The 24,994-nt window shown below is 26.5% G+C and carries 24 protein-coding genes and 1 pseudogene; 21 read left to right on the top strand and 4 right to left on the bottom strand.

Annotation, left to right across the window (positions count from 1 at the left end; all coding sequences use genetic code 11):
* The first annotated feature begins 14 nt into the window (after positions 1-14).
* The 10 genes from K5V21_RS01975 (at position 15) to K5V21_RS01930 (ending at position 11,668) form a co-directional block, all read left to right on the top strand.
* On the top strand, positions 15-236 hold the full coding sequence (locus K5V21_RS01975) for a DUF454 family protein (protein ID WP_204596322.1): 222 nt from the start codon (positions 15-17) through the stop codon (positions 234-236).
* 262 nt (positions 237-498) lie between these two features.
* A complete protein-coding gene (locus K5V21_RS01970; RefSeq protein WP_221858715.1) occupies positions 499-2,268 on the top strand; it encodes an ABC transporter ATP-binding protein/permease in 1,770 nt (589 codons plus the stop codon).
* On the top strand, positions 2,269-3,936 hold the full coding sequence (locus K5V21_RS01965; protein ID WP_221858713.1) for an ABC transporter ATP-binding protein: 1,668 nt from the start codon (positions 2,269-2,271) through the stop codon (positions 3,934-3,936).
* 16 nt (positions 3,937-3,952) lie between these two features.
* Positions 3,953-4,351, top strand: a complete 399-nt coding sequence (locus tag K5V21_RS01960; protein WP_221858711.1) for a YbaN family protein — start codon at positions 3,953-3,955, stop codon at positions 4,349-4,351.
* Between the two features lie 2 nt (positions 4,352-4,353).
* Complete coding sequence (locus K5V21_RS01955) at positions 4,354-4,659, top strand: nitrous oxide-stimulated promoter family protein (RefSeq protein ID WP_221858709.1); 306 nt, start codon at positions 4,354-4,356, stop codon at positions 4,657-4,659.
* 14 nt (positions 4,660-4,673) lie between these two features.
* Positions 4,674-6,335 carry an NEAT domain-containing protein gene (locus K5V21_RS01950; RefSeq protein WP_221858707.1) on the top strand — a complete coding sequence of 554 codons (1,662 nt, stop codon included), beginning with the start codon at positions 4,674-4,676 and terminating at the stop codon, positions 6,333-6,335.
* 236 nt (positions 6,336-6,571) lie between these two features.
* Positions 6,572-6,988 carry a MaoC family dehydratase gene (locus K5V21_RS01945; RefSeq protein ID WP_221858705.1) on the top strand — a complete coding sequence of 139 codons (417 nt, stop codon included), beginning with the start codon at positions 6,572-6,574 and terminating at the stop codon, positions 6,986-6,988.
* Between the two features lie 278 nt (positions 6,989-7,266).
* On the top strand, positions 7,267-8,640 hold the full coding sequence (locus K5V21_RS01940) for a sigma-54 interaction domain-containing protein (protein ID WP_221859157.1): 1,374 nt from the start codon (positions 7,267-7,269) through the stop codon (positions 8,638-8,640).
* 231 nt (positions 8,641-8,871) lie between these two features.
* Positions 8,872-10,443, top strand: coding sequence for an acyl CoA:acetate/3-ketoacid CoA transferase (locus tag K5V21_RS01935; protein WP_221858703.1), 1,572 nt, complete (start codon positions 8,872-8,874; stop codon positions 10,441-10,443).
* A gap of 19 nt (positions 10,444-10,462) precedes the next feature.
* Positions 10,463-11,668 (top strand): L-lactate MFS transporter, encoded by a 1,206-nt coding sequence (locus K5V21_RS01930; protein WP_221858701.1) that lies wholly within the window; start codon positions 10,463-10,465, stop codon positions 11,666-11,668.
* 250 nt (positions 11,669-11,918) lie between these two features.
* On the opposite strand, the gene K5V21_RS01925 is transcribed toward K5V21_RS01930, so the two are convergent.
* A complete protein-coding gene (locus K5V21_RS01925) occupies positions 11,919-12,341 on the bottom strand; it encodes a hypothetical protein (RefSeq protein WP_245000611.1) in 423 nt (140 codons plus the stop codon).
* Positions 12,342-12,667: 326 nt separating this feature from the next.
* On the opposite strand from K5V21_RS01925, the gene K5V21_RS01920 reads away from it, so the two are divergent.
* From K5V21_RS01920 to K5V21_RS01905, 4 genes are all read left to right on the top strand, one after another.
* Positions 12,668-14,842: a DNA topoisomerase III gene (locus K5V21_RS01920; RefSeq protein WP_221858699.1), complete on the top strand. Its 2,175-nt coding sequence runs from the start codon at positions 12,668-12,670 to the stop codon at positions 14,840-14,842.
* Between the two features lie 107 nt (positions 14,843-14,949).
* Complete coding sequence (locus tag K5V21_RS01915) at positions 14,950-15,147, top strand: YwbE family protein (protein ID WP_221858697.1); 198 nt, start codon at positions 14,950-14,952, stop codon at positions 15,145-15,147.
* A 106-nt stretch (positions 15,148-15,253) separates the two neighbouring features.
* Positions 15,254-15,394 carry a hypothetical protein gene (locus K5V21_RS01910; RefSeq protein WP_204596352.1) on the top strand — a complete coding sequence of 47 codons (141 nt, stop codon included), beginning with the start codon at positions 15,254-15,256 and terminating at the stop codon, positions 15,392-15,394.
* A 246-nt stretch (positions 15,395-15,640) separates the two neighbouring features.
* The gene (locus tag K5V21_RS01905; RefSeq protein ID WP_221858695.1) at positions 15,641-15,802 is read left to right on the top strand and encodes a hypothetical protein; all 162 of its coding nucleotides are present in this window, start codon (positions 15,641-15,643) and stop codon (positions 15,800-15,802) included.
* A gap of 185 nt (positions 15,803-15,987) precedes the next feature.
* Here the strand turns inward: K5V21_RS01905 and pnuC are convergent, their stop codons facing one another.
* Entirely contained in the window at positions 15,988-16,779 is a 792-nt protein-coding gene (gene pnuC, locus K5V21_RS01900) for a nicotinamide riboside transporter PnuC (RefSeq protein ID WP_221858693.1), read from the bottom strand.
* A 535-nt stretch (positions 16,780-17,314) separates the two neighbouring features.
* Complete coding sequence (locus K5V21_RS01895) at positions 17,315-18,217, bottom strand: hypothetical protein (protein WP_221858691.1); 903 nt, start codon at positions 18,215-18,217, stop codon at positions 17,315-17,317.
* 1,804 nt (positions 18,218-20,021) lie between these two features.
* Between K5V21_RS01895 and K5V21_RS01890 the strand changes: the two genes are divergently transcribed.
* From K5V21_RS01890 to K5V21_RS19300, 5 genes are all read left to right on the top strand, one after another.
* Positions 20,022-20,258 (top strand): hypothetical protein, encoded by a 237-nt coding sequence (locus K5V21_RS01890; RefSeq protein WP_221858689.1) that lies wholly within the window; start codon positions 20,022-20,024, stop codon positions 20,256-20,258.
* Between the two features lie 12 nt (positions 20,259-20,270).
* Positions 20,271-20,804 (top strand): hypothetical protein, encoded by a 534-nt coding sequence (locus tag K5V21_RS01885; RefSeq protein WP_221858687.1) that lies wholly within the window; start codon positions 20,271-20,273, stop codon positions 20,802-20,804.
* Positions 20,805-20,904: 100 nt separating this feature from the next.
* Positions 20,905-21,024: a putative holin-like toxin gene (locus tag K5V21_RS01880; protein WP_221858685.1), complete on the top strand. Its 120-nt coding sequence runs from the start codon at positions 20,905-20,907 to the stop codon at positions 21,022-21,024.
* Positions 21,025-21,140: 116 nt separating this feature from the next.
* Complete coding sequence (locus K5V21_RS19305) at positions 21,141-21,380, top strand: hypothetical protein (protein WP_245000610.1); 240 nt, start codon at positions 21,141-21,143, stop codon at positions 21,378-21,380.
* A gap of 82 nt (positions 21,381-21,462) precedes the next feature.
* On the top strand, positions 21,463-21,783 hold the full coding sequence (locus tag K5V21_RS19300) for an amidoligase family protein (RefSeq protein ID WP_245000609.1): 321 nt from the start codon (positions 21,463-21,465) through the stop codon (positions 21,781-21,783).
* A gap of 109 nt (positions 21,784-21,892) precedes the next feature.
* On the opposite strand, the pseudogene K5V21_RS19740 reads toward K5V21_RS19300, so the two are convergent.
* Positions 21,893-22,159: pseudogene (locus K5V21_RS19740) on the bottom strand (IS1/IS1595 family N-terminal zinc-binding domain-containing protein); the annotation flags it as partial.
* 124 nt (positions 22,160-22,283) lie between these two features.
* Here K5V21_RS19740 and K5V21_RS01870 point away from each other — a divergent pair.
* Complete coding sequence (locus K5V21_RS01870; RefSeq protein WP_221858683.1) at positions 22,284-23,348, top strand: ABC transporter permease; 1,065 nt, start codon at positions 22,284-22,286, stop codon at positions 23,346-23,348.
* A 107-nt stretch (positions 23,349-23,455) separates the two neighbouring features.
* Positions 23,456-23,701: a hypothetical protein gene (locus K5V21_RS01865; protein ID WP_221858681.1), complete on the top strand. Its 246-nt coding sequence runs from the start codon at positions 23,456-23,458 to the stop codon at positions 23,699-23,701.
* Positions 23,702-24,994 lie beyond the last annotated feature (1,293 nt).

Raw genomic sequence — 24,994 nt, 5'->3', positions numbered from 1 at the left:
TAAGGTGAATTTACATGGGAATAATTAAGAAAATTCTATATATGATATTAGGATTTATATGTCTTATAGTAGGTGCTATTGCATCTTTAATTCCCTTAGTACCTGGTTTTGTAATAATTGGATTTGCTGGAGCTTGTTTTGCAAAAGGATCAAAAAGATTTAAAAATTGGCTTAAGGGAACCAAAGTATATAAAAAATATTTAGAAAAACATATGAAAGATTTTATAGATAAATAGAAGCAACTGTCTTTAAATAGGCAGTTTCTTTTTTATATATTAATAATACAAGGTGAAAAACTATACTTGATGTTTTTTCTTAGTGCGGTTTCTTTTCTATAAATTAATAATAGAATCTACTATTAATTTATAGAAAAGAAACTTTTGAGATAATTTTAGTTATTCTTTGTAAAAAAATTAACAAAAAATTTAAAACAGTATTGATAATCATTATCAAGTATGATATATTATTCTAGTAATTAATGGAGGGGAGAGAGTTGTTATGATGATTAATAAAAGATTAATTAATCTTTGCAGTGAATCAAAAAAATACATAGGACTTACGGTACTTTCAAATTGGATTGTAGCCGTATGTAATCTAGTTATGATACTTTTAATTGGTGAAATAATAAACAAAGTATTTTATAACATAAAAGTCTTAGAAGGAGTAGGATTTAGGGAGTTTATAAGGGATAATATAGGTATATATTTAGGAATATTTATGATTTTATTAATTATAAGATTTTTTGCAAATATACTATATGGATATTTTTCAAATAAATCTTCGGATGTAGTAAAAGTAAAACTTAGAGATATGATCTATGATAAATTGCTTAGACTTGGATTAGATTATAATAAAAACTTATCTACATCATCTATTGTTCAAAGTGCAATTGAAGGGGTTGAAGCTTTAGAAATATATTTTGGTAAATACCTGTCTCAATTATTCTATGCATTACTTGCACCAATAACTTTATTTTTTGTAATTTCATTTATATCATTTAAATCTGCAATTGTATTTATATTATGTGTACCTTTAATACCAATATCAATAATTGCAATTATGAGATTTGCAAAAAGATTACTAAAAAATTATTGGAATAACTATTCAAATTTAGGTGAAACATTCTTAGAAAATCTTCAAGGACTTACAACACTAAAAGTGTTTAATATTGATGGAAAACGACATAAAAAAATGAATGAAGAAGCAGAAAGCTTTAGAAAAATAACAATGAAAGTTTTAAGTATGCAGCTAAATTCAATAACAGTTATGGATTTAATAGCCTTTGGAGGAGCTGCGCTTGGGTCAATAGTTGCTTTAATTTCATTTAAAAATGGTCAAATAAATCTTGGACAAACAGTAATTATTATTTTATTATCATCTGAGTTTTTTATTCCACTTAGGCTTCTTGGTTCATTCTTCCATGTTGCAATGAATGGGATAGCAGCATCAGATAAGATATTTGAATTATTAGATAGTAAGGAAAGAGATAAGGAAATCATAGAGGATATTAGTGATTTAAACAATATAGATATTAATGTGAAAAATATTACTTTCTCTTATGATGGAAAAAGAGATGTTATTAAAGATGTTTCATTAAATATAAAGAACAAAGGATTTACGGCTATAGTTGGAAAGAGTGGAAGTGGAAAGAGTACTATTGCAAATCTTTTATTAAATACTTATGAAGTAAATAAAGGTGAAATGTTGTTTAATAATACAAATCTTAATAATATTGCATTTGATGATATATACGAAAAGATAATGCTTATAAATACTAATAGTTATATATTTAATGGAACTATATTAGATAACTTAAAGATTACAAAAGAAGATTTAAGTGATAATGAAATTCAATATGCATTAGAACTTTCTAATTTGAAATCTTTTGTAGATAATCTTAAAGATGGAATTCATACAAAGGTTGGAGAAGGGGGTTCTCTTTTATCAGGAGGACAAAAACAAAGATTAGCTCTTGCAAGAGCAGTGCTTGCAGATAGAGAAATCTATATATTTGATGAAGCAACATCAAATGTAGATGTTGAGTCAGAAGAAATAATATGGGATGCGATTAACAAATTAGCTAAAGAAAAGACAGTAATAGTAATATCGCATAGATTAGCAAATGTAAAAAATGCTAATGTTATATATGTACTTGATGATGGAAAATTAGTTGAAAGCGGTAGACATGATGAACTTTTAAGAAAAGAAAGATATTATTTTAATATGATAAAAGAACAAGAATTTTTAGAAAGAAGAGAGGTAGTATAAATGAACAGAAAATCAGGATTTTATCTTATGAAAAGATTAATTTTAGAATTAAAACCTTTAATACCTGTTATGTTTATAACTATATCTATGGGAGTATTAGGATTTTTAGCATCTATTTCAATAACTTCTTTTGGAGCAGTTGCTATAGTTAGCTTAATAAGTGAAGGTCTAAAAATAACATTTACTACTTCTTTAATAATAATGACAATATGTGCAATTTTAAGGGGACCACTTAGATATGCAGAACAATTATCAGGTCACTATATTGCATTTAAAATTCTAGTTATTTTAAGAGATAAAGTATTTACAGCTCTTAGAAAACTTGCACCGTCTAAACTTGAAAATAAAGAAAAAGGTAACTTAGTTTCTTTAATTACCTCAGATATTGAGCTTTTAGAAGTATTTTATGCTCATACCATAGCCCCAATTTCTATAGCAATAATAACAAACACAATTATAGCAATAGTACTATATAGTATTAATCCTTACTATGGTTTAGCAGCAGCAATTTTATATCTTACTATTGGTCTTTTTATACCATACTTTACATCAAAGATAGGTAAGAAATCAGGATTAGAGTATAGAAATAAATTTGGAGAAACAAACTCATATCTTTTAGATTCTTTAAGGGGACTTAGAGAAGTATTAGTATTTAAAAATGGTGATAAGAGAAGAGAAAATATTCATAAATATTCAGAAGAACTTAATGAAAAGCAAAAGAAAATAAAATTACATGAAGGTATTATAAGAGCTACAACAGACTTTACTATAATGATTGGAATGATGGGATTTGTAGTCCTTGGAATATATTTATACTTAGATGGAACAATTGAATTTGGAAGTATGATTATAGCTATAGTTATACTAGCATCATCTTTTGGGCCAGTAGTCGCATTAAGTAATTTATCAAATAACCTATTACAGACATTTGCTTCAGCAGAGAGAATATTTAATCTTTTAGATGAAAAGCCAGAAGTTGTTGAAAATGAGGGCGAGAAGCAATTAGAAAATACAGATATAACTTATGAGAATGTTACCTTTGGATATAAAGGAAGAGAAGATGTACTAAAAAATATAGATATGAAAATTAAAAAGGGAGATAGCATTTCTATTGTAGGTGAAAGTGGAAGTGGTAAGAGTACCTTTGTAAAATTACTTATGAGATTTTGGGATGTTAAGTCAGGACAGATTGAATTTGGAGGAGAGAACGTAAAAACTCTTGAAACAAATGCACTTAGAAATCATCAAGTTCTAATGAGCCAAGAAACATATCTGTTCAATGAAACAATTGAAGATAATATAAAAATTAGTAACCTTAAAGCAACTGAAGTTCAAGTGAAAGAAGCGGCAAAGAAAGCTGCTATCCATGATTTTATAGAAAGTCTTCCAAAGGGATATAAGACAAAGGTTGGAGAGCTTGGATCTAATCTTTCATCTGGAGAAAAGCAAAGGATAGGTCTTGCTAGAGCCTTTTTAAGTAAGGGTGAAGTGCTTATTTTAGATGAACCAACTAGTAATTTAGATACATTAAATGAAGGTGTAATTTTAAATTCTATAAAAGAGAACAAAAAGGATAAGACAATAATATTAATAACTCATAGGAAATCAACTTCTTCAGTATGCGAAAAAGTATTTAGGGTGCAAAATAAAAAATTAATAAGAGAATAGTTTAGGAGCGGTTAAAATGAATAAGATAAAAAAATGTTTATATGTTACTGTAGGAATTATCTCTTTTGGATTAGGAGCAATAGGAGTGATACTTCCAATATTACCTACAACTCCTTTCTTACTCCTTTCATCCTTTTGTTTTGTTAGAGGATCAGATAGATTTGATAGATGGTTTAAGGGAACAAAGTTATATAAAAAGCACTTAGAAAACTTTGTAAATAACAGAGTTATGACTATGAAGCAAAAAATAACAATATTATTATTTGCAGATGCTATGTTAATGTTCCCTCTTATTATATTAGATTCAATTATGGCAAAAGTCTTAATAGTAGCAGTTATGCTAACTAAGTATTGGTACTTTATGTTTAGGATAAAAACTGTAAAGAAAGAAGATTTAATGAAGGATGTAGCGTAAAAATGGCAAAAAGAAGCAGGATAGAAAAGGAAAAAGATATTGTTAAGTTTATGATAGAAATTTATTGTTCTAAGAAACATAAGACAAAAGATAATAAGTTATGTGATGAATGTACAGAGCTATTAGAATATGCACATAAAAGATTGAGTTATTGTAAGTTTGGAAATGAAAAAAGTTCTTGTAGTAAGTGTCCTATTCATTGTTATAAGAAGGATATGAAAATGAAGATAAAAGAAGTTATGAGATTCTCAGGGTGGAGGCTTATAGTGTATAAACCACACGAATTCATAAGGCATATTTTTAAATAAGGGAGAAGAAGTTTATGAGAAACAAAATAATAGCATTAACTATTGTAGGCGCTATGACATTTTCAATTACAACTCCAGTAACTGCAACTCCTTTAAATGAAATAATAAAAGAAAATGATTCAAAAGAGGATGATAAAGTTTTTAAAGATGGTAAATATAAAATAGAAAATGATGCACTTCATATAACAGAAGATAAAGAATCTATGGCTAGAAAGTTTCTTGAAAAAGAAAGTAGCATAAGAGTAAAAGAGGGACAACAGTTCTTATCAATAACATTTTCAAACAAAAGTATGATGAAAAATGTTAAAGTAACTGTAAATGAAACGGTAGCAGAAATTAAAACAACAAATGAAACAGATAATACAATTACATATGAATTTAAGATAAATTCTATAATAAAAGATAAAATTATAGTAAGTGCAACGCCTTTCCCTTCAATGAAAGTAGATTTTAGATTGGTATTAAAAGAAGATACACTTGAAAAAGAAGGAGATGGTAATCAAGAATCAGACAAGCCAGATACTAATAAGCCAGAAAATAATAAACCAGAAACTGAAAAACCACAAGAAAAACCAGATACGAATAAACCAGAAGTAGAAAAGCCAACTAATAAACCAAACAATACAACTGGATCTAATAATACACAAAATCAAAATAAAGAGTTATATAAGATGCAAAACGAAATACTAACAGATAGTGAAATAGGATATGGTGCAGCTAGAGGAGCTATAGCTAAAACAAATTATATGGAAGTTAGGAATGGCAAAAAGTATATAACTATGAGTATTTCAGGAACTGATTTAATGTCTAATATAAGAGTTATAGTAAATGGCAAGTCAATTAATTATACAGTTTTAAAGAATGATAAGAGTAATAACCTAATGGATATAGAATTCTTAATAGGTTCACTAGATGATAATGTTAAATTTAAAATACATATAGATGTATTGGGTGAAGATATAGATTTTGGAGTTAAATTCTTAAAGGATACTTTAACTCAAATAGGTTTTTTACCAGAATCTAAGCCAAGCACAAATCTATCAATACCAAATACTGAAGAACTTTTAGCTACAACTAAATCAAAATCAGATGATGAAAAAGAAGCTGAAGATAAAAAAGCTAGCAAAAGTAATGATAAAACTAGTAAGAAGAATACAGCAAAAGAAAGCTATAAAGAATACACTATAAAAAATGAAATCATAAGTGATAGTTCAGTTGGACGTAAGATGGCAAGAAAATACTTAAATAAAACTGCTCTATTAGAAGAAGTAGATGGAGTAAAGTATATAACTTTAAGATTTTCAGGAATGGATCTTATGAATGATATAAAGATAAAAGTAAATGATGAAGATATAGATATGGAATTAGTAGATGAAGATGCTACAAATAACGTAAAGGCTTATAGATTTAAAATAAATAATATAAATGATGATATAAAGGTCTATGCGCATATAATACCAATGAATATGGATATTGATTTTGGTGTTAAGCTTTTAGAAGATACATTAGAACTTGTAACTGAATATACTCCAGAGGATGTAACAATTGACGGAAAGAAACTTAAGACAACTTTAGCTGCAAGCTTTGGTGGAGGAATGTTCTTACTTGGGGTAGGGACAAGTGCAATTGGAACAAATGTTATTAGAAGAGTAAAAGTAAAGAAAAAAGAAAATTAGTACAGTAGTGTAAAGTAAATTTATTTTACATGTAAATAAAATGTACACAAAATATCAGTAATATATTAGCTTAATAATTAAAATTAACAGGTAGATTCTTAGGAGAATCTTTGATATAGCTTGTCTTAGAGGTTATATGAACTATGTAGTTAAACTTTAAAATAAATATGGCATATTATTTGCTAAAGAATTATTATATAAGATTTAAAATTGATAATTCTATGGAGGTTTTAATTATGAAAGGTTTAACTATAAAGGATTTAAAGATAGGGGATAAGGATTTTTTTCAAAAAACTATAACTGAAACAGATGTATATTTATATGCAGGAATAACAGGGGATTTAAATCCAGCTCATATAAACGAAGTTGAAGCAGAAAAAGGAATGTTTAAAGGAAGAATAGCTCATGGAATGCTTACAGCTGGACTTGTTTCTACAGTATTAGGAATGAAGCTACCTGGACCTGGAACAATTTATTTAGGTCAAGAGTTAAAGTTTACAGCTCCAGTAAAGTTTGGAGATACAATAAAAGCAGAAGCAGAAGTTATTGAAATAAATGAAGAAAAGAACATAATATCACTAAAAACTACATGTACAAATCAAGATGGGAAAATTGTTCTAACAGGAGTGGCTAAGGCAATGCCTCCTAAATAAAATCATTAGTTTGTAAAGTAGAAATTTATTAAATTATGAGAAATATTTTAATCTTTGCAATATAAATTTCAAAGACTAGGATATTTCTCTTATTTTTTATTTAAAATTAATTATATTAGTATAATTTAACTTATGTTAGCTTTATAATTAATATAATTAGAAAGTAAAAAAATATATAAATTCAAATTAATATAGATTAATTCTTTTGAAATAGGAATTTCTATATTATTAACTTTAAAGTTAACAATATTATTAAGGAGGGCTATTTTGTGGAAGATATGAGGGATGATATTTATATTGATATTTTGAACACTGTAATGGATTCTGTAAATGAATGGGTAGTTGTAGTAGATAGGGATGCTAAGATTACTATGATGAGCAAGGCTTATAAAGAATTCTTAGGAGAATATTCTCCAGAGGGTAAACATGTAACTGAAGTAATTGATAATACCAAAATGCACGAAATTGTTAAAAGCGGGAAATCTATAATTGGAGATATACAATATATTAGAGGAAATAGAATGATAGCTATGAGGGTACCTGTAAAAAAGGATGGATTAATTATAGGTGCAGTAGGTAAAGTTATGTTTAAGGATATAAGTGATTATTATTCATTAGGTAAACAAATAACTAAGTTAGAGAAAGAATTAGAATATTATAAAAATGAACTTGGAAATGAAAGATCTGCAAAATATTTTTTTTCAGATATAATTGGAGACTCTGAAGAAAATACTAAGGTTAAAGAAATAGCAACAAGGGCAGCAAAGACTAGGTCTAATGTACTTATTATTGGAGAAAGCGGCACAGGGAAGGAACTATTAGCTCATGCAATACATAATGCAAGCTATAGGAGACAAGGTCCCTTTGTTAAGATAAACTGTGCAGCAATACCAGAGGAATTAATTGAGTCAGAACTTTTTGGATATGAAGAAGGTGCTTTTACTGGAGCAAAAAAGAGTGGAAAAAAGGGGAAGTTTGAACTAGCTAATAATGGAACAATATTATTAGATGAAATAGGTGATATGCCTTTATCATCTCAAGTTAAGCTACTTAGAGTTCTTCAGGAGAGAGAAATTGAAAAAGTTGGAGGCAATGTTGTTAAAGAGATTGATGTTAGAATAATATCATCTACCAATAAGAACTTAAAGAAAGCAATAGAAGAGGGAAAATTTAGAGAAGATTTATATTATAGATTAAATGTTATAAGAATTAGTGTACCTCCTTTAAGAAATAGAAAGAAGGATATAGAGCCTTTAGCAAATATATTAAAACGAAAAGTAGCAGATAAGCTTGGTATATATGTAGAAGGTATATCAAAAGAGGCTATGGAAAGATTAAAAGAGTATGATTGGCCAGGAAACATAAGGGAGCTTGAAAATGCAATTGAAAGATCAATTAATATGTTAGATTCAGATATTTATATACAGGAAAAGCATTTGCCTGAGAAGTTAATACAAAAGAAGAGTACGTACATAAGAGATACTAAGGGAAAATATTTAAAGGATATAGTTGCAGAGGTTGAGAAGGAAATAATAAGCGATTGTTTAAACAGTGTAGAGTGGAATAAAAATAAGGCTGCTAAGATTTTGGGAATCAGTAGAGTTGGTTTATACAAAAAGATAGAGTACTATAATTTAAGTGATGCAAAATAAAAATACATGTAAATAAATTTTACAGTTTGAAGAAACATATATAAATAGCTAATTTTTGAAAAAGTAATATGAAACTGTAAATAAAATAAACATAACTAAATATTAGATATTAAGCTCTAGAGAAGTGTAAACGCTTGTGTTTACAGGATTTTCTAGAGTTTTTTGTATGTAAATAACATTGGCACATTAATTGCTATTTAATATTGTATATAGTTTAAGGAGGTAATTTAAATGTCAAAGGTAAAATCACTTAAAGAAGCACTACATATGATAAGAGATAATTCCACAGTAGCAGTTGGAGGGTTTATAGGGGCTGGACATCCTGAAGAAATAACATCAGCTATAGAAAAGAAATACCTAGAAACTGGACATCCTAAAGATTTAACACTTGTATATGCAGCAGGTCAAGGGGATTCAAAAGAAAAGGGATTAAATCATTTTGGATACGAAGGGCTTGTTAAAAAAGTTATAGGTGGTCATTGGGGATTAGCACCTAAGCTACAAAAATTAGCAATTGAAAATAAAATAGAAGCTTATAATCTTCCGCAAGGAACTATAACGCATCTTTTAAGAGATATAGCAGCTAAAAAGGTGGGTACATTAACTCACGTTGGATTGAAAACGTTTGTAGATCCAAGAGTAAGTGGTGGAAAACTAAATAGTAAAACTGAAGAAGATATAGTTAAGTTAGTGGAGATAGAAGGAGTAGAAAGATTATTATATAAAGCATTTCCTATAGATGTTGCAATAATAAGAGCTACTTTTGCAGATGAAAGGGGAAATTTATCTCTTCAAAAAGAAGTTGCTACATTAGAAGGATTATCTATGGCACAAGCTGCAAAAAACTCAGGGGGAATAGTAATAGCCCAAGTTGAAAAAGTTGTAACAGATGGAAGTATAAAAAGTAAGGAAGTAAAAATTCCTGGAATATATGTTGATGCTATAGTGGTTGCTAAAGAAGAAAATAATATGCAAACATTTGGAGAGAAATATAATCCAGCTTACAGTGGAGAAATAACAATTCCTTTAAATGAAGTAGATAATATGCCACTAAATGAGAGAAAGATAATATCAAGAAGGGCAGCAATGGAGATCTTACCTAATTCAATAGTAAACTTAGGAATTGGAGTTCCAGAAGGGGTTGCAGTAGTTGCTAACGAGGAAGGAATAAAAGATAGTATGGTACTTACTGTAGAGTCTGGTCCTATTGGTGGAATACCAGCAAGCGGATTAAACTTTGGTGCATCTCTTAATGCAGAATGTGTAATAGATCAAGCTTATCAATTTGATTTTTATGATGGCGGAGGATTAGATGTAGCTTTCCTAGGTCTTGCACAATGTGATAAAGATGGAAACATTAACGTAAGCAAATTTGGTCCTAAGATAGCAGGTTGTGGAGGATTTATAAATATAACTCAGAATGCTAAGAAAGTAGTTTATTGTGGTACTTTTACTGCTGGAGGTCTAAAAATAAAGGTTGATGATAGAAGGCTAGTTATTGAAAAGGAAGGTAAAATAAATAAATTTATAGATGAAGTAGAGCAAATAACTTTTAGTGGTAAATATGCTAGTGAGCTTGGACAAAAGGTTTTATATATAACAGAAAGAGCTGTTTTTGAACTTGGAAAAGATGGATTGATTCTTACAGAGATAGCACCAGGAGTAGACATGCAAAAAGATATATTAGACAATATGGACTTTAAACCTACTATATCTAAAGATTTAAAAATTATGGAAGAAAAAATATTTAAAGATGAGTTAATGAATTTAGAACTTAAAACAAATAAGGAAGTGTTAGTTTAAAACACAAAAGGGGGATAAGATGAAAAAGAGTAGAGGAATAATAGTAGTAATTGCATCATTAGCAATTCAATTAGTTATGGGAACTATCTTTATGTGGAGCTTATTTAATATACCATTTACAGAGAAATTTGGATGGGATAAAAGTTCTATAGTATTCACTTTTTCAGTTATGATATTTTTCTTTACATTCTCAGCTATATTTGGTGGTAGATTACAGGATAAATATGGACCTAGAAAGATAGCAACAATAGGAAGTATCTTATTTGGTGCAGGAGTGATACTTTCTAGTACAGCAAGTGAAGTATGGCAATTATATTTATATTATGGAGTGATTGCAGGGATAGGAGCAGGTTTTGTTTATGTGTGTCCAGTGGCTACTTGTGTTAAGTGGTTTCCAGATAAGAGAGGTTTAGTCACAGGACTTGCAGTAAGTGCCTTTGGATTATCAGCATTAGTTTTTAAGCCTATAGCAATACATTTTATTAATGTTGCTAGTGTTCCAGGTGTGTTCTTATATTTAGGAATTATTTATACAATCTTAGCAATAATTCCTGCACAATTTCTTTCACTTCCAGATGAAGAGGTTGAAGCTAATAATAAAAATACAACTAATGATAAGGATGAAATTAATATTACTCCTAAAGAGATGTTAAGTCATGGAAAGTTTTATGTGTTAGCTATGATGTATCTATTTGGTGGAACAGCATGTTTAACAGTAATTGGACTAGCTAGAGATATAGGAGTTGAACTAGCTAATATAACTCCAGAGGCAGCAGCAAATGCAGTTGCAGTAATATCACTGTTTAATGCTGGAGGAAGACTTTTCTGGGGGATGATTTCAGATAAGCTCGGAATAGAAAAATCAGCTGGAATAATTTATATTATAATGACAGTATCAATGGCTTATACTGCCTTTGGAGATTTGAGCGGAAATAAATACTTTATTGTATTAGGATTTATGGCAATAAGCTATGGAGGAATGTTAACTATATTCCCAACTATTATGGCAGCTTATTATGGTACTAAGAATTTTGGGGTTAACTATGGAATAATATTTGCAATATATGGACTAGGAGCTGTAATTGGACCTATGACAGCTACAGCTATAGGGCTAAAACTAACATTTATAGCATCTACAATATTATGTTTTATAGCGGTACTTGGAGCGTTATATATTTACAAGAACAATATAGTTAAAGTAACTAGAGAAATGCAATTAGATTAAATATAAAATGATTTTTATGAACACGGAATTTTATAGATTAAAGTATATTAAAGATTTTAAAGTATTCCAATTTATATAGAAAATAGATGTGATAAACATTTATTTTTAAAATTTATATTTATAAAGAATACAAGATATTTAAAGAGCTTTATAATAGATATAATATAGAAATAAAAGAGTTAAGAAAGTACGATTTCTTAACTCTTTTTAAATATAGCTATATTCAATAATAATGTTGAAAATAAGATATTTAAAAAAGAACCGATGAATTATTGGTCCTTTTAGTTCGTTGTTTTCTAAGAATGCGTACTATATTTAATATCATTTTATAAAAGTTATAAAATATCACAACAGCCATAACAACAAATCCAAATGTATAAGCTATTCCATCATATTTAAAAAAACCATCAATGCTCAATGAATTTTTTAAAATAATAAACCAAATTATTGTTGGTAAGCTTAACAACAAAACATTAAAAATGTGGATCTTGCTTTTATTAATATAAAAAACTTGAATAATCAAATATAAAATTAATACTACAATATAAATTATTATCTCTTTTAATGAATAAAATGCCTTTGAATCACTCGTAATTCTTGTTGCATATATCCAATTTAAAGTGCCCCAAATAAATAATATAAAACTAATAAATATATCTATAACTTTATACACATCGCCCTCCAACTAATTATACAATTTAATATAAATAAGAATTACTTTCTTATTTAATTATACATAAATAATGGTAAATGTTAAACATTATTTACCATAGCACACATTACAGATACTTGAAGTTGAAAGAAATTTTATTACAGAACTTGCTCTAGACATAGTAGAATCCTCTATCTTTTACATTAGATTTATATTACAACCTATTTAGGAGAATTTAATCAAATATCAATATATATCTTGAACATAGAATTAAATATTTATAAAAGACTGGATTAATGTAGTATAATAGGAATAGTAAATTGAATTAAGGAAGGAAATAAAGATTTATGAAATCATTAGTTTTAGCAGAAAAGCCTTCAGTTGGAAGAGAACTTGGAAGAGTTTTAAGATGTAATAAAAAAGGAAATGGATTCCTAGAAGGAGATAAATATATAGTAACTTGGGCACTTGGTCATTTAGTAACTTTAGATGCACCAGAAGGATATAACCCAGAATGGAAAAAATGGTCTATGGAGACATTACCAATGCTTCCAAAGCATATGAAGCTTACAGTAATTAAAGGTAGTGGAAAGCAATACAAGATTGTAAAAGATCAAATGGTTAGAAAAGATGTTAATGAAATAATCATTGCAACAGATGCTGGACGTGAAGGAGAGTTAGTTGCTCGTTGGATTATAGAAAAGGCACATGTAAAGAAACCTATTAAGAGACTTTGGATATCATCTCAAACAGATAAAGCAATAAAAGATGGATTTAAGAATTTAAAGGATGGAAGAGCCTACGATAACCTATATCATGCAGCAGAGTGTAGAGCAGAGGCAGACTGGATTGTTGGACTTAATGTAACAAGAGCATTAACTTGTAAGCATAATGCACAATTATCAGCAGGTAGAGTTCAATCACCAACACTCGCTATGATAGTACAAAGAGAAGAGGATATTAGAAACTTTAAACCAAAAGAATACTACACTATTAATGTTAAAACAGATAGATGTAATTTCACTTGGGTAAATAAAGATAATAATTCAAGAGTATTTAATAAAGATTTCTCAGATAAAGTAGTATCAAAGCTTAGAGGTTCAGAAGGAAAAATAATAGATGTTAATGAAAGTCATAAAAAAACATTCTCACCAAAGCTTTATGATTTAACAGAGCTTCAAAGAGATTGTAATAAGATATGGGGATACTCAGCAAAGCAAACATTAAATATAATGCAAAGACTTTATGAGAACCATAAGCTTCTAACATATCCAAGAACAGATTCAAGATATATATCTAAAGATATAGTAGCTACAATTCCAGACAGACTTAAAGGAATTGCTGTAGGTGAATATAGAATGATAGCTACAGACTTACTTAAAACTAAGATAACAGGAAATAAAAGCTTTGTTGATGATGCAAAGGTTTCAGATCACCATGCTATAATTCCAACAGAAGAGAGAGGAAACTTAGCAAACCTTAGCTCTGAAGAAAGGCACGTTTATGACTTAGTAGTTAAGAGATTCTTATCAGTACTTATGCCTCCATTTGAATATATACAAACAACTCTTACTGGAGAAGTAAATGGAGAAAAGCTTATAGCAAAAGGAAAAGTTGTAAAGTCAAAGGGATGGAAAAAGGTCTTTGATAGAGAAGATGATGAAGAAGATTCAGATATAAAAGAGCAAGAGCTTCCTAAGATGAATAAAGGTGATTCATTTAAAGTTAAAGAAGTAATAGAAAAGAAGGGTGAAACAAAACCACCTGCAAGATTTAATGAAGGAACACTTCTATCTGCAATGGAAAATCCTCAAAAGTATATAGCAGTAGATAAAGAGTCAGCTAAGACTTTAGGGGAAACAGGAGGACTTGGAACTGTTGCAACTAGAGCAGATATAATAGAAAAGTTATTTAACTCATTTGTTATAGAGAAGAAAGGAAAGGAAATATTCCCAACTTCAAAGGGTAAGCAACTTATAGAATTAGTACCTAATGAACTAAAATCACCTCTTCTTACAGCAAAATGGGAAGGTGAACTTGATAGAATAGCAAAAGGGAAGGAAGATCCTAATTTATTTATAAAGAATATGAAAAATTATTCAACTGCATTAGTTGAAGCAGTAAAGCAAGAAAATGCTAAATTCCATCATGATAATTTAACTGGTAAGAAGTGCCCAGAGTGTGGAAAATATATGCTTGAAGTTAAAGGCAAGAATGGAACTATGAATGTATGCCAAGATAGAGAATGCGGACATAGAGAAAATGTAGCAAGACTTACTAATGCAAGATGCCCTGAGTGTAAGAAGAAGTTAGAGCTTAGAGGTAGTGGAGAAGGAAAGATATATGTATGCCCAGGTACTAACTGTAACTTTAGGGAGAAGGAATCTCAATTTAAGAAGAGATTTGATAAAAATGGTAAGGTAAACAAGAAAGAAGTAAATAAGATAATGAAACAAATGAAGAAGGAAGCTGAAGAGGAAATGAATAATCCATTTGCAGCACTTTTAAAAGATTTTAAATAAGTAGTATTTATAGCAGAGTAGTTAATAAATAATATTAATTATTCTGCTATTTATTTAAAATTTAATATATAATAAGATAATCTAGAGAATGAATAGGAGATAGTAATATGAATGGAACTAATAGAAAAGATATAAAGGTTGGACTTGAGGTATTAGTTGTTAAGAAGGAAGATCAACGTACTGGAAAATTAACTAAGGGAATAGTTAAGAGAATTCTTACAAATTCAGCAATTCATCATAGAGGTATAAAAGTTATGCTTGAAGATGGAACTGTTGGAAGAGTACAAGAAATACCAGCAAAATAGTAAAGTTTATAAGCCTTATAAGAAAAATTATGAAGAAGATTTAAAAAGAGAATTTTATATATTATAATAACTTTAAAATACATAAGATACTAAGAGGTGATTGGGTTTGAGTAATAAAGAAAAGATTAAATGTCCAATTTGTGGAGAAGATATGAAAGAGCATGATTATGCTTATGATAATAAAATCTATGGGAAAAAGTATTATAAATGTAAGGTTTGCGGACATAAAATGAATACTATGGATTAATAGATTATAAGCTTTTAAAAGATTATATGTTTAATGTAAAAAAGAAATATTAATGTAACTTAATAGATAATTAGTAATAAAGGAATTTGCTTTTAGTAGGCAAGTTCTTTTATTTTTTATATTTATTATAAATAAAATTTATTTAGTTATATTTATTATATGGAAATTAATGTTATGATTAGATTAGAGATAAACTAGAATCTATAAGATATTTATAAAATATAAACATAAGAAAAGAGGTATATTATGAAAAATTTATTGATGATATTTATAATAATACTTAGTATAAGTTTAATTATATATGGAATTAGTAAACAAAAGAAATCAACAAAAAGTATAGGATATGCAGTAATTATTTTTATAATTATAGCTATTTTTTCTGATTTTATAGGTAATTTAAACTTTTAACAATTAATCACTTATAATTGCTATTTTATCGTTAGATAAAGATTAAAATTAACTTAAAATAATAAACGGACAAGCATGTACTTGTCCGTTTATTTAGTATTATATCAATAATAATTTAAAACATGGCTTTATTTTTTTTATTAGTACTTATATATATATTCAATGTTTTTAAATTTGATAATACTTTAATTAGCAGTTTCTATATGCTGTTTCTTATCAATCTTTTTCCAAAGAATTATACCGTATACAGAGTTAACAGTAAATTGAATCCACATTAATGCACCTGATAAAGCTGCAAGTGAAAGGTTTGGATCAGAAAGGAATGAGTGTAAGTATAATACTATTCCTACTGCATCTGCTAATAACCAGAAATACCAAGTTTCTTTAAATCTTTGAGTAGAAACTATAACAGCACAAATTGTTACTGTTGCAGTAAATGAATCTATTAAGTAACTTTTATCTGGTGGTATAATATTTCCAGTAAAATTCTTTATTATATCTGGTAGATAATAAGCAAATCTTGAATAAAGGAACCAAAGTACTATTATAAATATAATAATTCCTATCCATTGCTTTTTATTTAATGATCTAACTTCTATAGTTGATGATTCAGAATTATCTTTTTTAGCTTCTAATGCACTTTTTCTCCAAGCAAAGAAACCATAACAATTCATTGGTAACATGTATAATGTATATAAAATAACCTCAGCATACATTGTACGAGATAAAGAAATAAATATATAAAAACAAGTATTAACAACTCCCCAAGCATAAGCTGCTGCTTCTGCACGAGCTGTGTATACTGCTGCAAGTAATCCAGTTACTGCTGATAAAAGTCCTGCAATTGATAATACAGTTATTGTTTCAGAAATTGAACCACCACTATATAAAGGACTAAAGAAAAAGAATATATTTACAAGTAAGAAAAATATAAAATATCCTTTATGAAATTTTGAAAACGATTTAAACCAAGTCATTAAAATTCCTCCTAAAAGTATGTTAAATAAATACGTCTCTAAATGACAACGTTATTATATAGCTAATAAATCAATAAAACAATGACATAAAAGTATCTAAAAGTAAGCGTATGAAAATATTTACATGCAGAAGGGAGGCGTACATATTTTTGAAACAAAATAAATTGATTCAATGCAAGTGGGTAAAAGGTTTTCATAAGTGAGAGAACTATAGAATTTCAATAAAGTAAATAAAAAAAGAATAAAGTTAATAAATTTTAAAGGTATTCAATGAAAAAACTATAAAAAGTTTTTAGTGAATTTAAGTTTGATGAGTATTTGAATCAAAAAGAAGAGATAATTAGGACAGTTCCAAGTGATTAACAATATAGTGAGTTTAAATTTGATTAAAATATTAAAATAGTTTTCCTTATGGAAAGTAAAGTTATTAAATATAATTAGAGTATTTATATAAAAATAATATTTATATATAAATTTAAAGGCAAAGTAACTTTAGAATTATATAGGTTACTCTGCCTTTGAAATAAATATAATTTTATCTATACTTAATTTTTATATTATTAGCTATAATTACTTTTTTAGAAAATATTCCATGAATCAATTTGACCTTACCATTTTTATTAAAATAGGGAGTGTCATAAGTTGAATATACTATTTCTCGTTTATGTACAAAGTCAGTTACATAGATTGTGAAATAACGTTTATTATCATTATCATCATTAAATTCATCAATGCCTGTACAAATTCCAGTTAATGAAGTATATAGGCCAAATATGTACTCTATTAAAGCAAGGAGACTTTTTAGTATACCTATTAAAAATAACCAAACTAGAATAGATTTAAAAAGTAAATCATAGCAAAAGTAAATAAATATAACCGCATAAAATATTGAGAATTTAGAGAAATATCTTTGCTTAAAAGGTACTTTCTCAAGGGGATAAAACCAAATTTTAAATCTCCAAAATATACTACTATCATTCATATCAGAATCTGCACCTGACATAGCTTGTTGCCATTTTAGTTTACGGTCAGTAGCTAGTAGAGAATATATTATTTTACTATAAATTATAACTGCAATATAAGAAGCCTCCATAATTAGAGAAGAGATAAAGAGCGACATATTCTTAAATATAATTATAGTAATTACACTATATAAAATAAAAATTATATTTAAAAATAATAAAGGCTTTAATTTAGACTTTACAATAAATCTATCTTCTTCAGATAATTTAGGTGATTTATTAAATATTGCACCAAGAGCTAAAGCGATTAGAGTAAAAGCAGTAAATTGATTAATTAAGTTAATATTTATACCATCAAATAGAGAGAAGGAATATCCTTTTAAATTTAAATATAATAGAATATTACCTAAAATATTAATGAGTATATTGGAAATTGCAAGAATTCTTAAAGATTTCATACTATGTTTTTCTGTCATTTATATCACCTCATTTCGTTAAAATAATATAAATTATATCATGAATTACTTGTAAAAAATATAAATTAAAAAAGAACTCTATACTAAAAAGGTGAAACCTTAAAAGGATATAGTTCTTTCATTTAGTGTTGAATTAAAGGAGAACAACTCATATAAAATTAAATAGACTTTGAAAAAATACAAGAAAAATTGTAAGTTAATAGTATAAAATTACAAATTAATTTACAGTTAAAAAATACATATTAAATATAAATGTAAATATTTTGTATATAATTGGGGATAAATAATAAATTTATCATATTTATGGGTTAGGGTAAACTATACACTTTTTTAGGATTGATAAAAAAGTGTAATTACTCAATTGAAAAAAGATTAAAATTTTTGATATGTACAAAAATGGATATACTGCAAATGAAATTAGCAAAAGTATTGGAAGAACAAAAGGTGCTATTGTAGCTAATAATATAAAGTAATACCATTAGTATTAAAAAGTAATTGTATTATTGTATCAAAATCAGAGCAACCAGCAAAACCAGCAAAACCAGTAAAATCAGAACAAGAGAAACAAACTTATATAAAAGAATTATCTAAAATAGGAGAGACATGAGAATTACCATATATGGGAGTATTAATGGTAAACTTAGGTGGAGGACTATTTTTAAAGTTTAAAAAATAGTTTATAGCAATAGAAAAATAAAAGAAATTAAAAGACTAGCAATAGTTTATGTAGAGAATTAATAAAGATTATAGTTTAATTAGGAGTGTAGTATCGAGGATTAAAGATATTTATTTAATGCTCTTAGCATAAATTTGAAAAGAGTTTGAATATATTACTTAAGAAATACTATAATAAAAAATAATGGCTTAATCATATTTAATTTCTAAAGTTTTATTATAAAAAAAGTTGATAAGAAATTTAATAATTAAATATGTTAGTATACAAATATAAACAGTAATTATAATAAAGTAATTTGGTATTAATCAAAAATATAATTATAATTGATTTTTTAATAAAAGGAATGTCTTAAATACATAATTAGTTTCAAATTAATTATGTGCTTTCTGTTTATTTTACGGGATTATTGCTATTTTGCTCATAGTAATAGTACAAAGAAAGGTGAAAGTTATTATAGCACCACTTTAGCTATAGGCGAAAGGAGGTGAAAATCTATAAATAAAAAATCAAAACAATATTCATTTGATAGTTTTTATAAAAAAGTATTAAATAATAAAGTTATTGACAGTGAGAGGAGGAATAAAAATATTAGAGAAAAACAAATATTGTTTTCAGAATTGACTGAGAGACAAATGAACATTCTATCATTAAATGAAAGAAGATTAAGTACTCAAATAATTTTATTTTTAACTATAAAAAAATTTATATTTAAACCTATATCATATTTAATATAGAAAAACAAAAATGAGGTGAATATATAATTGTAAATACAAAACTATTTTTTAAGTCCAGCATATAAAAGTAAAGGATTTAAATAAAGCTTTACTTTTAGAAAATATTTATGGTATTGCAGAATTTTATATAAAAGATAGAGCTTTAGGGGGACCCTAAAATAACAGAAAAGAAATATATAAAGAGCTTAGAGAACAAAAAGAATTAAGGAAATCAAAGCAGTAAGCAAAAATTGAGAAATTTCTTTCATGCATCAGGTAGGGTGAGTTAATTCTAGAATATGATATTTAGTTGAAGCTAAAAAACAAATAGACAAGTCATTAATGAGTAAAGGTTAAATACTTCAAAGAAATTTAGATTTTTATTATATTAATAAGTTGAGAAAAGGAGAAGTTTATGTGGATTAAAACTCAAGATAAGAAAAAATTAGTTGAAGTTACAAAAGTAGAATTACAGAAAGCAATTGGTTCTAAATATAAATGTGCAATTATTGGGACTTTAAAAAATCCAAGTTTTTTTTCAAGTGAAATAATAGAATTAGGGAAATATTCATCTTTAGAAGATGCTAATATTGAACTGAAAAATATAGAAAAATGCATAACTGAAGATAAAAAGTTGTATTCCATGGGGTAGGGGGATGTAAATATGGAATTTAAGATGGTTATTAATCTAATTATAATAATGTTAAATTTATTGGTTTTATATTTATTATTACGAAGTAAAATGAAATTAACCAATAGATCATTTACAGTTATAAATTTAAATAATATAAATAAAGGTAATTGGAATAGGTGGATAAATTTTTTTGTTATTCCATTAGCGATTATTAGCTTTATTATATTAGTTTATAATCTATTTAGTAAAAATAATGATTATTATAATATTTGGTTTATATATTATGTACCATTAATTTTTTTTGTTAATCCAGTTATTTATATTAATGATAAGTATATAGGTACTATTTATAAAATTATAGATACACAAAATTTAAAATATATTGAAGTTTCTATAAAATATAATAATGTAAAGGTTTTATTTTATTATGTAGATAAGACTAATAATGAAATAACATTTAATGTTTCTACATATGCAGCTAAAAGAAATTATGAATTATCAAAAAAGATTATAGATGCATTAAGAAAATATAATTATGAAGTGTATTTAAATGAGATAGGATAAATAAAAAATAAAAGGATATTATAATAAAATCAAAATAGATAAATTAAAGATTGTTATGAGATACTGATTATCATACCTTTTTTGAACGGGAGTGATAGATATGAGTATTGGTAAGTTAAGGTTATTATTTAATGATGGAATGTTTTTACTAGCATTATTAACGTTTATAGTCATATTTATAAAAAATAACAAAAAAATAGTAGCCCTTGACCGCAATTGAGTGCTACTATTTTAATAATATTATTATAGTGATATTAGTTGCCTAAGCAACTTTAATTTATATTCTAGTAGAGTGTTAGAATCGCTCTACTTTTTGTATTTAGGATACCATCTGCTATGCGGGTATTAGTTTCTCTAATTTCAAGTGATACTTCTGAGACAAGGAGACAAATAAAAGCCATATGGGATGTAGCCAAAAGACATGGAGAAAGAGTATATCAATATTGTGGTGGTCATGTTCATGTTGAAATGAATAAATTAGATACTGAAAGACAAAGGTGGAGAAGGTTTTTTAAGACAATAGAAAATTATGAAGAAGGTATATGTAGCTTCATGAGGCGATTTAGGATAGGTTAAACAGTACACAAAATTTAGTAGAGTAGCTTCTGGCACTAAAAATATGCGATGTAACTTAGAATCTGATGAGGAGGTTAAAGGAATGGAATCTAGATTATCAGGAATGAATAGATTCTATGGAATAAATTTAAAAAATATAGCAACAAGAAGAGCTCATACAGTAGAATTTCGTTATTTTAACGGATCATTAAATTATAAGCAAATCCGGGCAAATATAAAAATGGCAGCAGGAATAATTAATGCATATGAAAAGGCAAGATTTAGAGATGCAGATGATGAAAACTATAAAAAAAGAGGTAACATATTAAAAGCTTCTGCTATAGCTACAGTGACAAGAACAAAGGATAAAATGATGGGATTTATAGATATAGCTTTTTCAAGAAAAAAGATAAGGATGCAATAATAATGTATTTAAAAAGAATGAATGGAGATGAAAATTTTAGAATTTTTAGAGTTTAGTGTATAATAATATCAGATGATGTTTCATAAATTAATTAAAATTTAGATTCTGTTAAGTTATGATGATTAATAATTATATGAGTACACTTTCTATTACAGCATTTATAGAGAGTGTAATGTTTATATTTATGATATAAATAAGTTTTTTATCGCATTTTGGTGTCTTGGATAATTGGATTTAACCTTTCCAATACCGTCTACAAGACGAATTGACGGTTACAATTTTTATATTGATATTATTGATTAGCCTGCTTATCAAAGCCAAACTTATATAGTTTAATCGAATGACAGTGAGGATATTTTAAATTAGTTTTGTTCATTGCTTTTTTCTCTTTTTGTGGGGAGTATATTGTGGTCTAGTCAAACTTAGTGTATTTCCTTAGGTTAAGAAGAGCGATGTTCATATAAATTAACAGAACGTACTTTACAATGAGGGGGCATATTATGAAGAGAAAATTAAAAAAAATATCAATTATATCAGCAGTTTTTTTGAGTGGAATTTTATTTTTTTCTGGATGTAGTAATAAAGTTAAAGAACAGATGGATTTAGCTATGAATTACTTGAATTCAGGAAAATATAATGAAGCTAAAAATGAATTGGAAGTAGTTTTGAAGGAGAATTCAAATAATTCAGAAGCAAAATTACTAATAGAGATCATAAGTGATTTTGAAACTGCTAAAAAATTATTTGATGATGGGAAAATTAATAAGGCTAATGAAGAAGTGTTAAATATTCCAAAAGAATATAGTAATTATGATATAAAAAATGAAATTGAAAATTTAAAAAGTAGTATAAATAAAAGATTAGAAGAAATAAAACAATTTAATAACAATTTAGATAAAGTACATAAATTAATTAGTGATGGAAAGTTAGAAGAGGCTAAAAAAGGAATAGATAATATAAAAAATGAAAATTTAACTACTGATCAAGTCAAAAAAGTAAAAGATTTAGAAGATTCATTAAACAAAAAAATAGATGAGAAAAAGAGAGAAGAAAAGCTACTTAAAGAGAAAAAACAAAAGGAGTTAGAACAAAAGAAAAAAGAAGAAGAAATTGTAAAACAAAATACACCTAAGAAAAAAGAAACAAATATTAATTCAAAAAATGAAAAAGGTAGTAATAGTAACTCTAATAAAAATCAGTCTAAGTCTTATGTGTATGTAAATAATGAATTAGGATTACAAATGACAATTCCAGCTAGTTGGAATGATCTTTATACAATAAAATCTGATAATGATGGTATATATTTAAGTGTAAAGCATAAAAAAAGCAATCCAAATTTAAGACAAGGCTTTTTATTTGCTGTAACTAAAAGAAGTCCGATGGATGATGAAGATCATATGGATAGTGTAGGTAGAAAAAGATATATAAAAGCTAAGGGAGTAGCTTATATTATTTGGGGTCCAACTGGTGTTACAATGGGGGAGGATAATCCAGATTGGGATATATATCGTAGACTGAATCATCAAAAGTATTCGGTAGCAGATACTGTAAAAGCTATACTATAGATTAGAAATGAATAAAAACATAAAAACGAAAAATATTAATAAATTGGTTCAAAAAATTAAAAAATTGTAAAAAATGAGAAAAATAATTTAAATGGATATATAAGAAAATGTCTCAAAAATTATTGCTTAAAGATTATAAAAATAATAAAGGCTTTGTAACATTTGATGAGAGATTAAACTATGTTATTTTTTCAAATGATTATTTTGAAGACATATCAGACAGGGAGTTTAGTAAAGATAATTTGGTTATAGAAATATCTAATATTTTAGATAATGATGAAAAAGAAATCTTTCTTAGTGCTTATTTAAATAATATATCAATAAATGATTTAGTTAAAGTAAAGCGGCAATAGCAATTGTAAAGTCAAAAGATAGTTTGATGAAAATTGGATTAGTATAATAATAATTGTTGTAAAAGTAATTGAAATTGGATTTGAGTTTATCGAAAAGAATATGGACCTTTTATGGTTATATTAATGGCGTTATAATAAACTATAATTAATAAGAAATAAGGAAAGTGAATATGTTATGAAAAAATTAACAAAAAAAAGCTCCAAAATTAAAGGATATATATTTTAAATGAATAAAGATATTAAAGAAAATTAGAGTTATATTTGTTGTATCAGTGACGTTATTGGTGGTTTTTTATAATTTTAATAGTATTAGGGGGTAGTAGTAAGTTTTATCATAGTAGCTATATGTATATTATATACATAAGCAAAAAAATTGCTAAAGAAAAATGGAAAGATATTTAAATATTAAGATATGTAAAATTAGTTAGTTATACTAAACAGAATAGGTGATTCTAAGATGAAAACTATAAAAAGATGGGAAATGTATTTAAAAAGAATGATTAGAGATAACTAATGGAAAGGTTAATAGTAACTTTATTAAGATCTTGTTTAAAGAATAAACATAGATATTAAAATATTAAATATGAATATATATGAGTTTAAAAATATATATAAATAAATTAATAAACGTATGAAAATCAAGGTATAAAATGTTGAATATTTAAGTAATATAAACAGTTTAAGGATTTAAAATATCAAAAGTGATTGGAGTGGCAATAGCCACTTTTTTATTTAAACAAATATAAAGTAAAAATGTGTGAATGAAAAATTAAATTAAAGATTAAATAATAAGTATAGAGAGAAAAAATTAATAGTGAGATATAATTAAAATGTATATTTTTAGGAGGTGGATATCTTATTAAGAGTAGATTTGCTGCTTGATAAGAGAGAAATAAGATCAATTTTAAGAAAATTAGATAGATATAAGTTATTACTTTTATCTAAGGTTTTACTAGTTTTTTTAGAATTATTTTTTATGATTATTTGCCAGTATTAATGTGCTTTTACTTATTCCTAATAATTCATTATAGTTACATCATTTATAGAAAGCATATTTAAAGCATTATCTATTTGTCTTTTAGTAAACTTTTTTGGTCTACCTTTTTAAAAGTCAGATCTTCTTCGGGCTATTTCTTTTTCTGTTTGAGTTCTTTCTATTTATTAAGCTATCTATACTTTCAAGACTTTCTTTTACAGTTCTAAAATCTATCTAATTTTATTATATTTGAATTAAGTAATATTAATAATTATATTAAGAGATTGTCCTATAAATATAGTTTATTATAGCTATTT

It is taken from the genome of Clostridium sardiniense (assembly GCF_019753795.1).
GTDB lineage: Bacteria > Bacillota > Clostridia > Clostridiales > Clostridiaceae > Clostridium > Clostridium sardiniense.
This window is presented reverse-complemented; position numbering and strand designations above follow the sequence as displayed.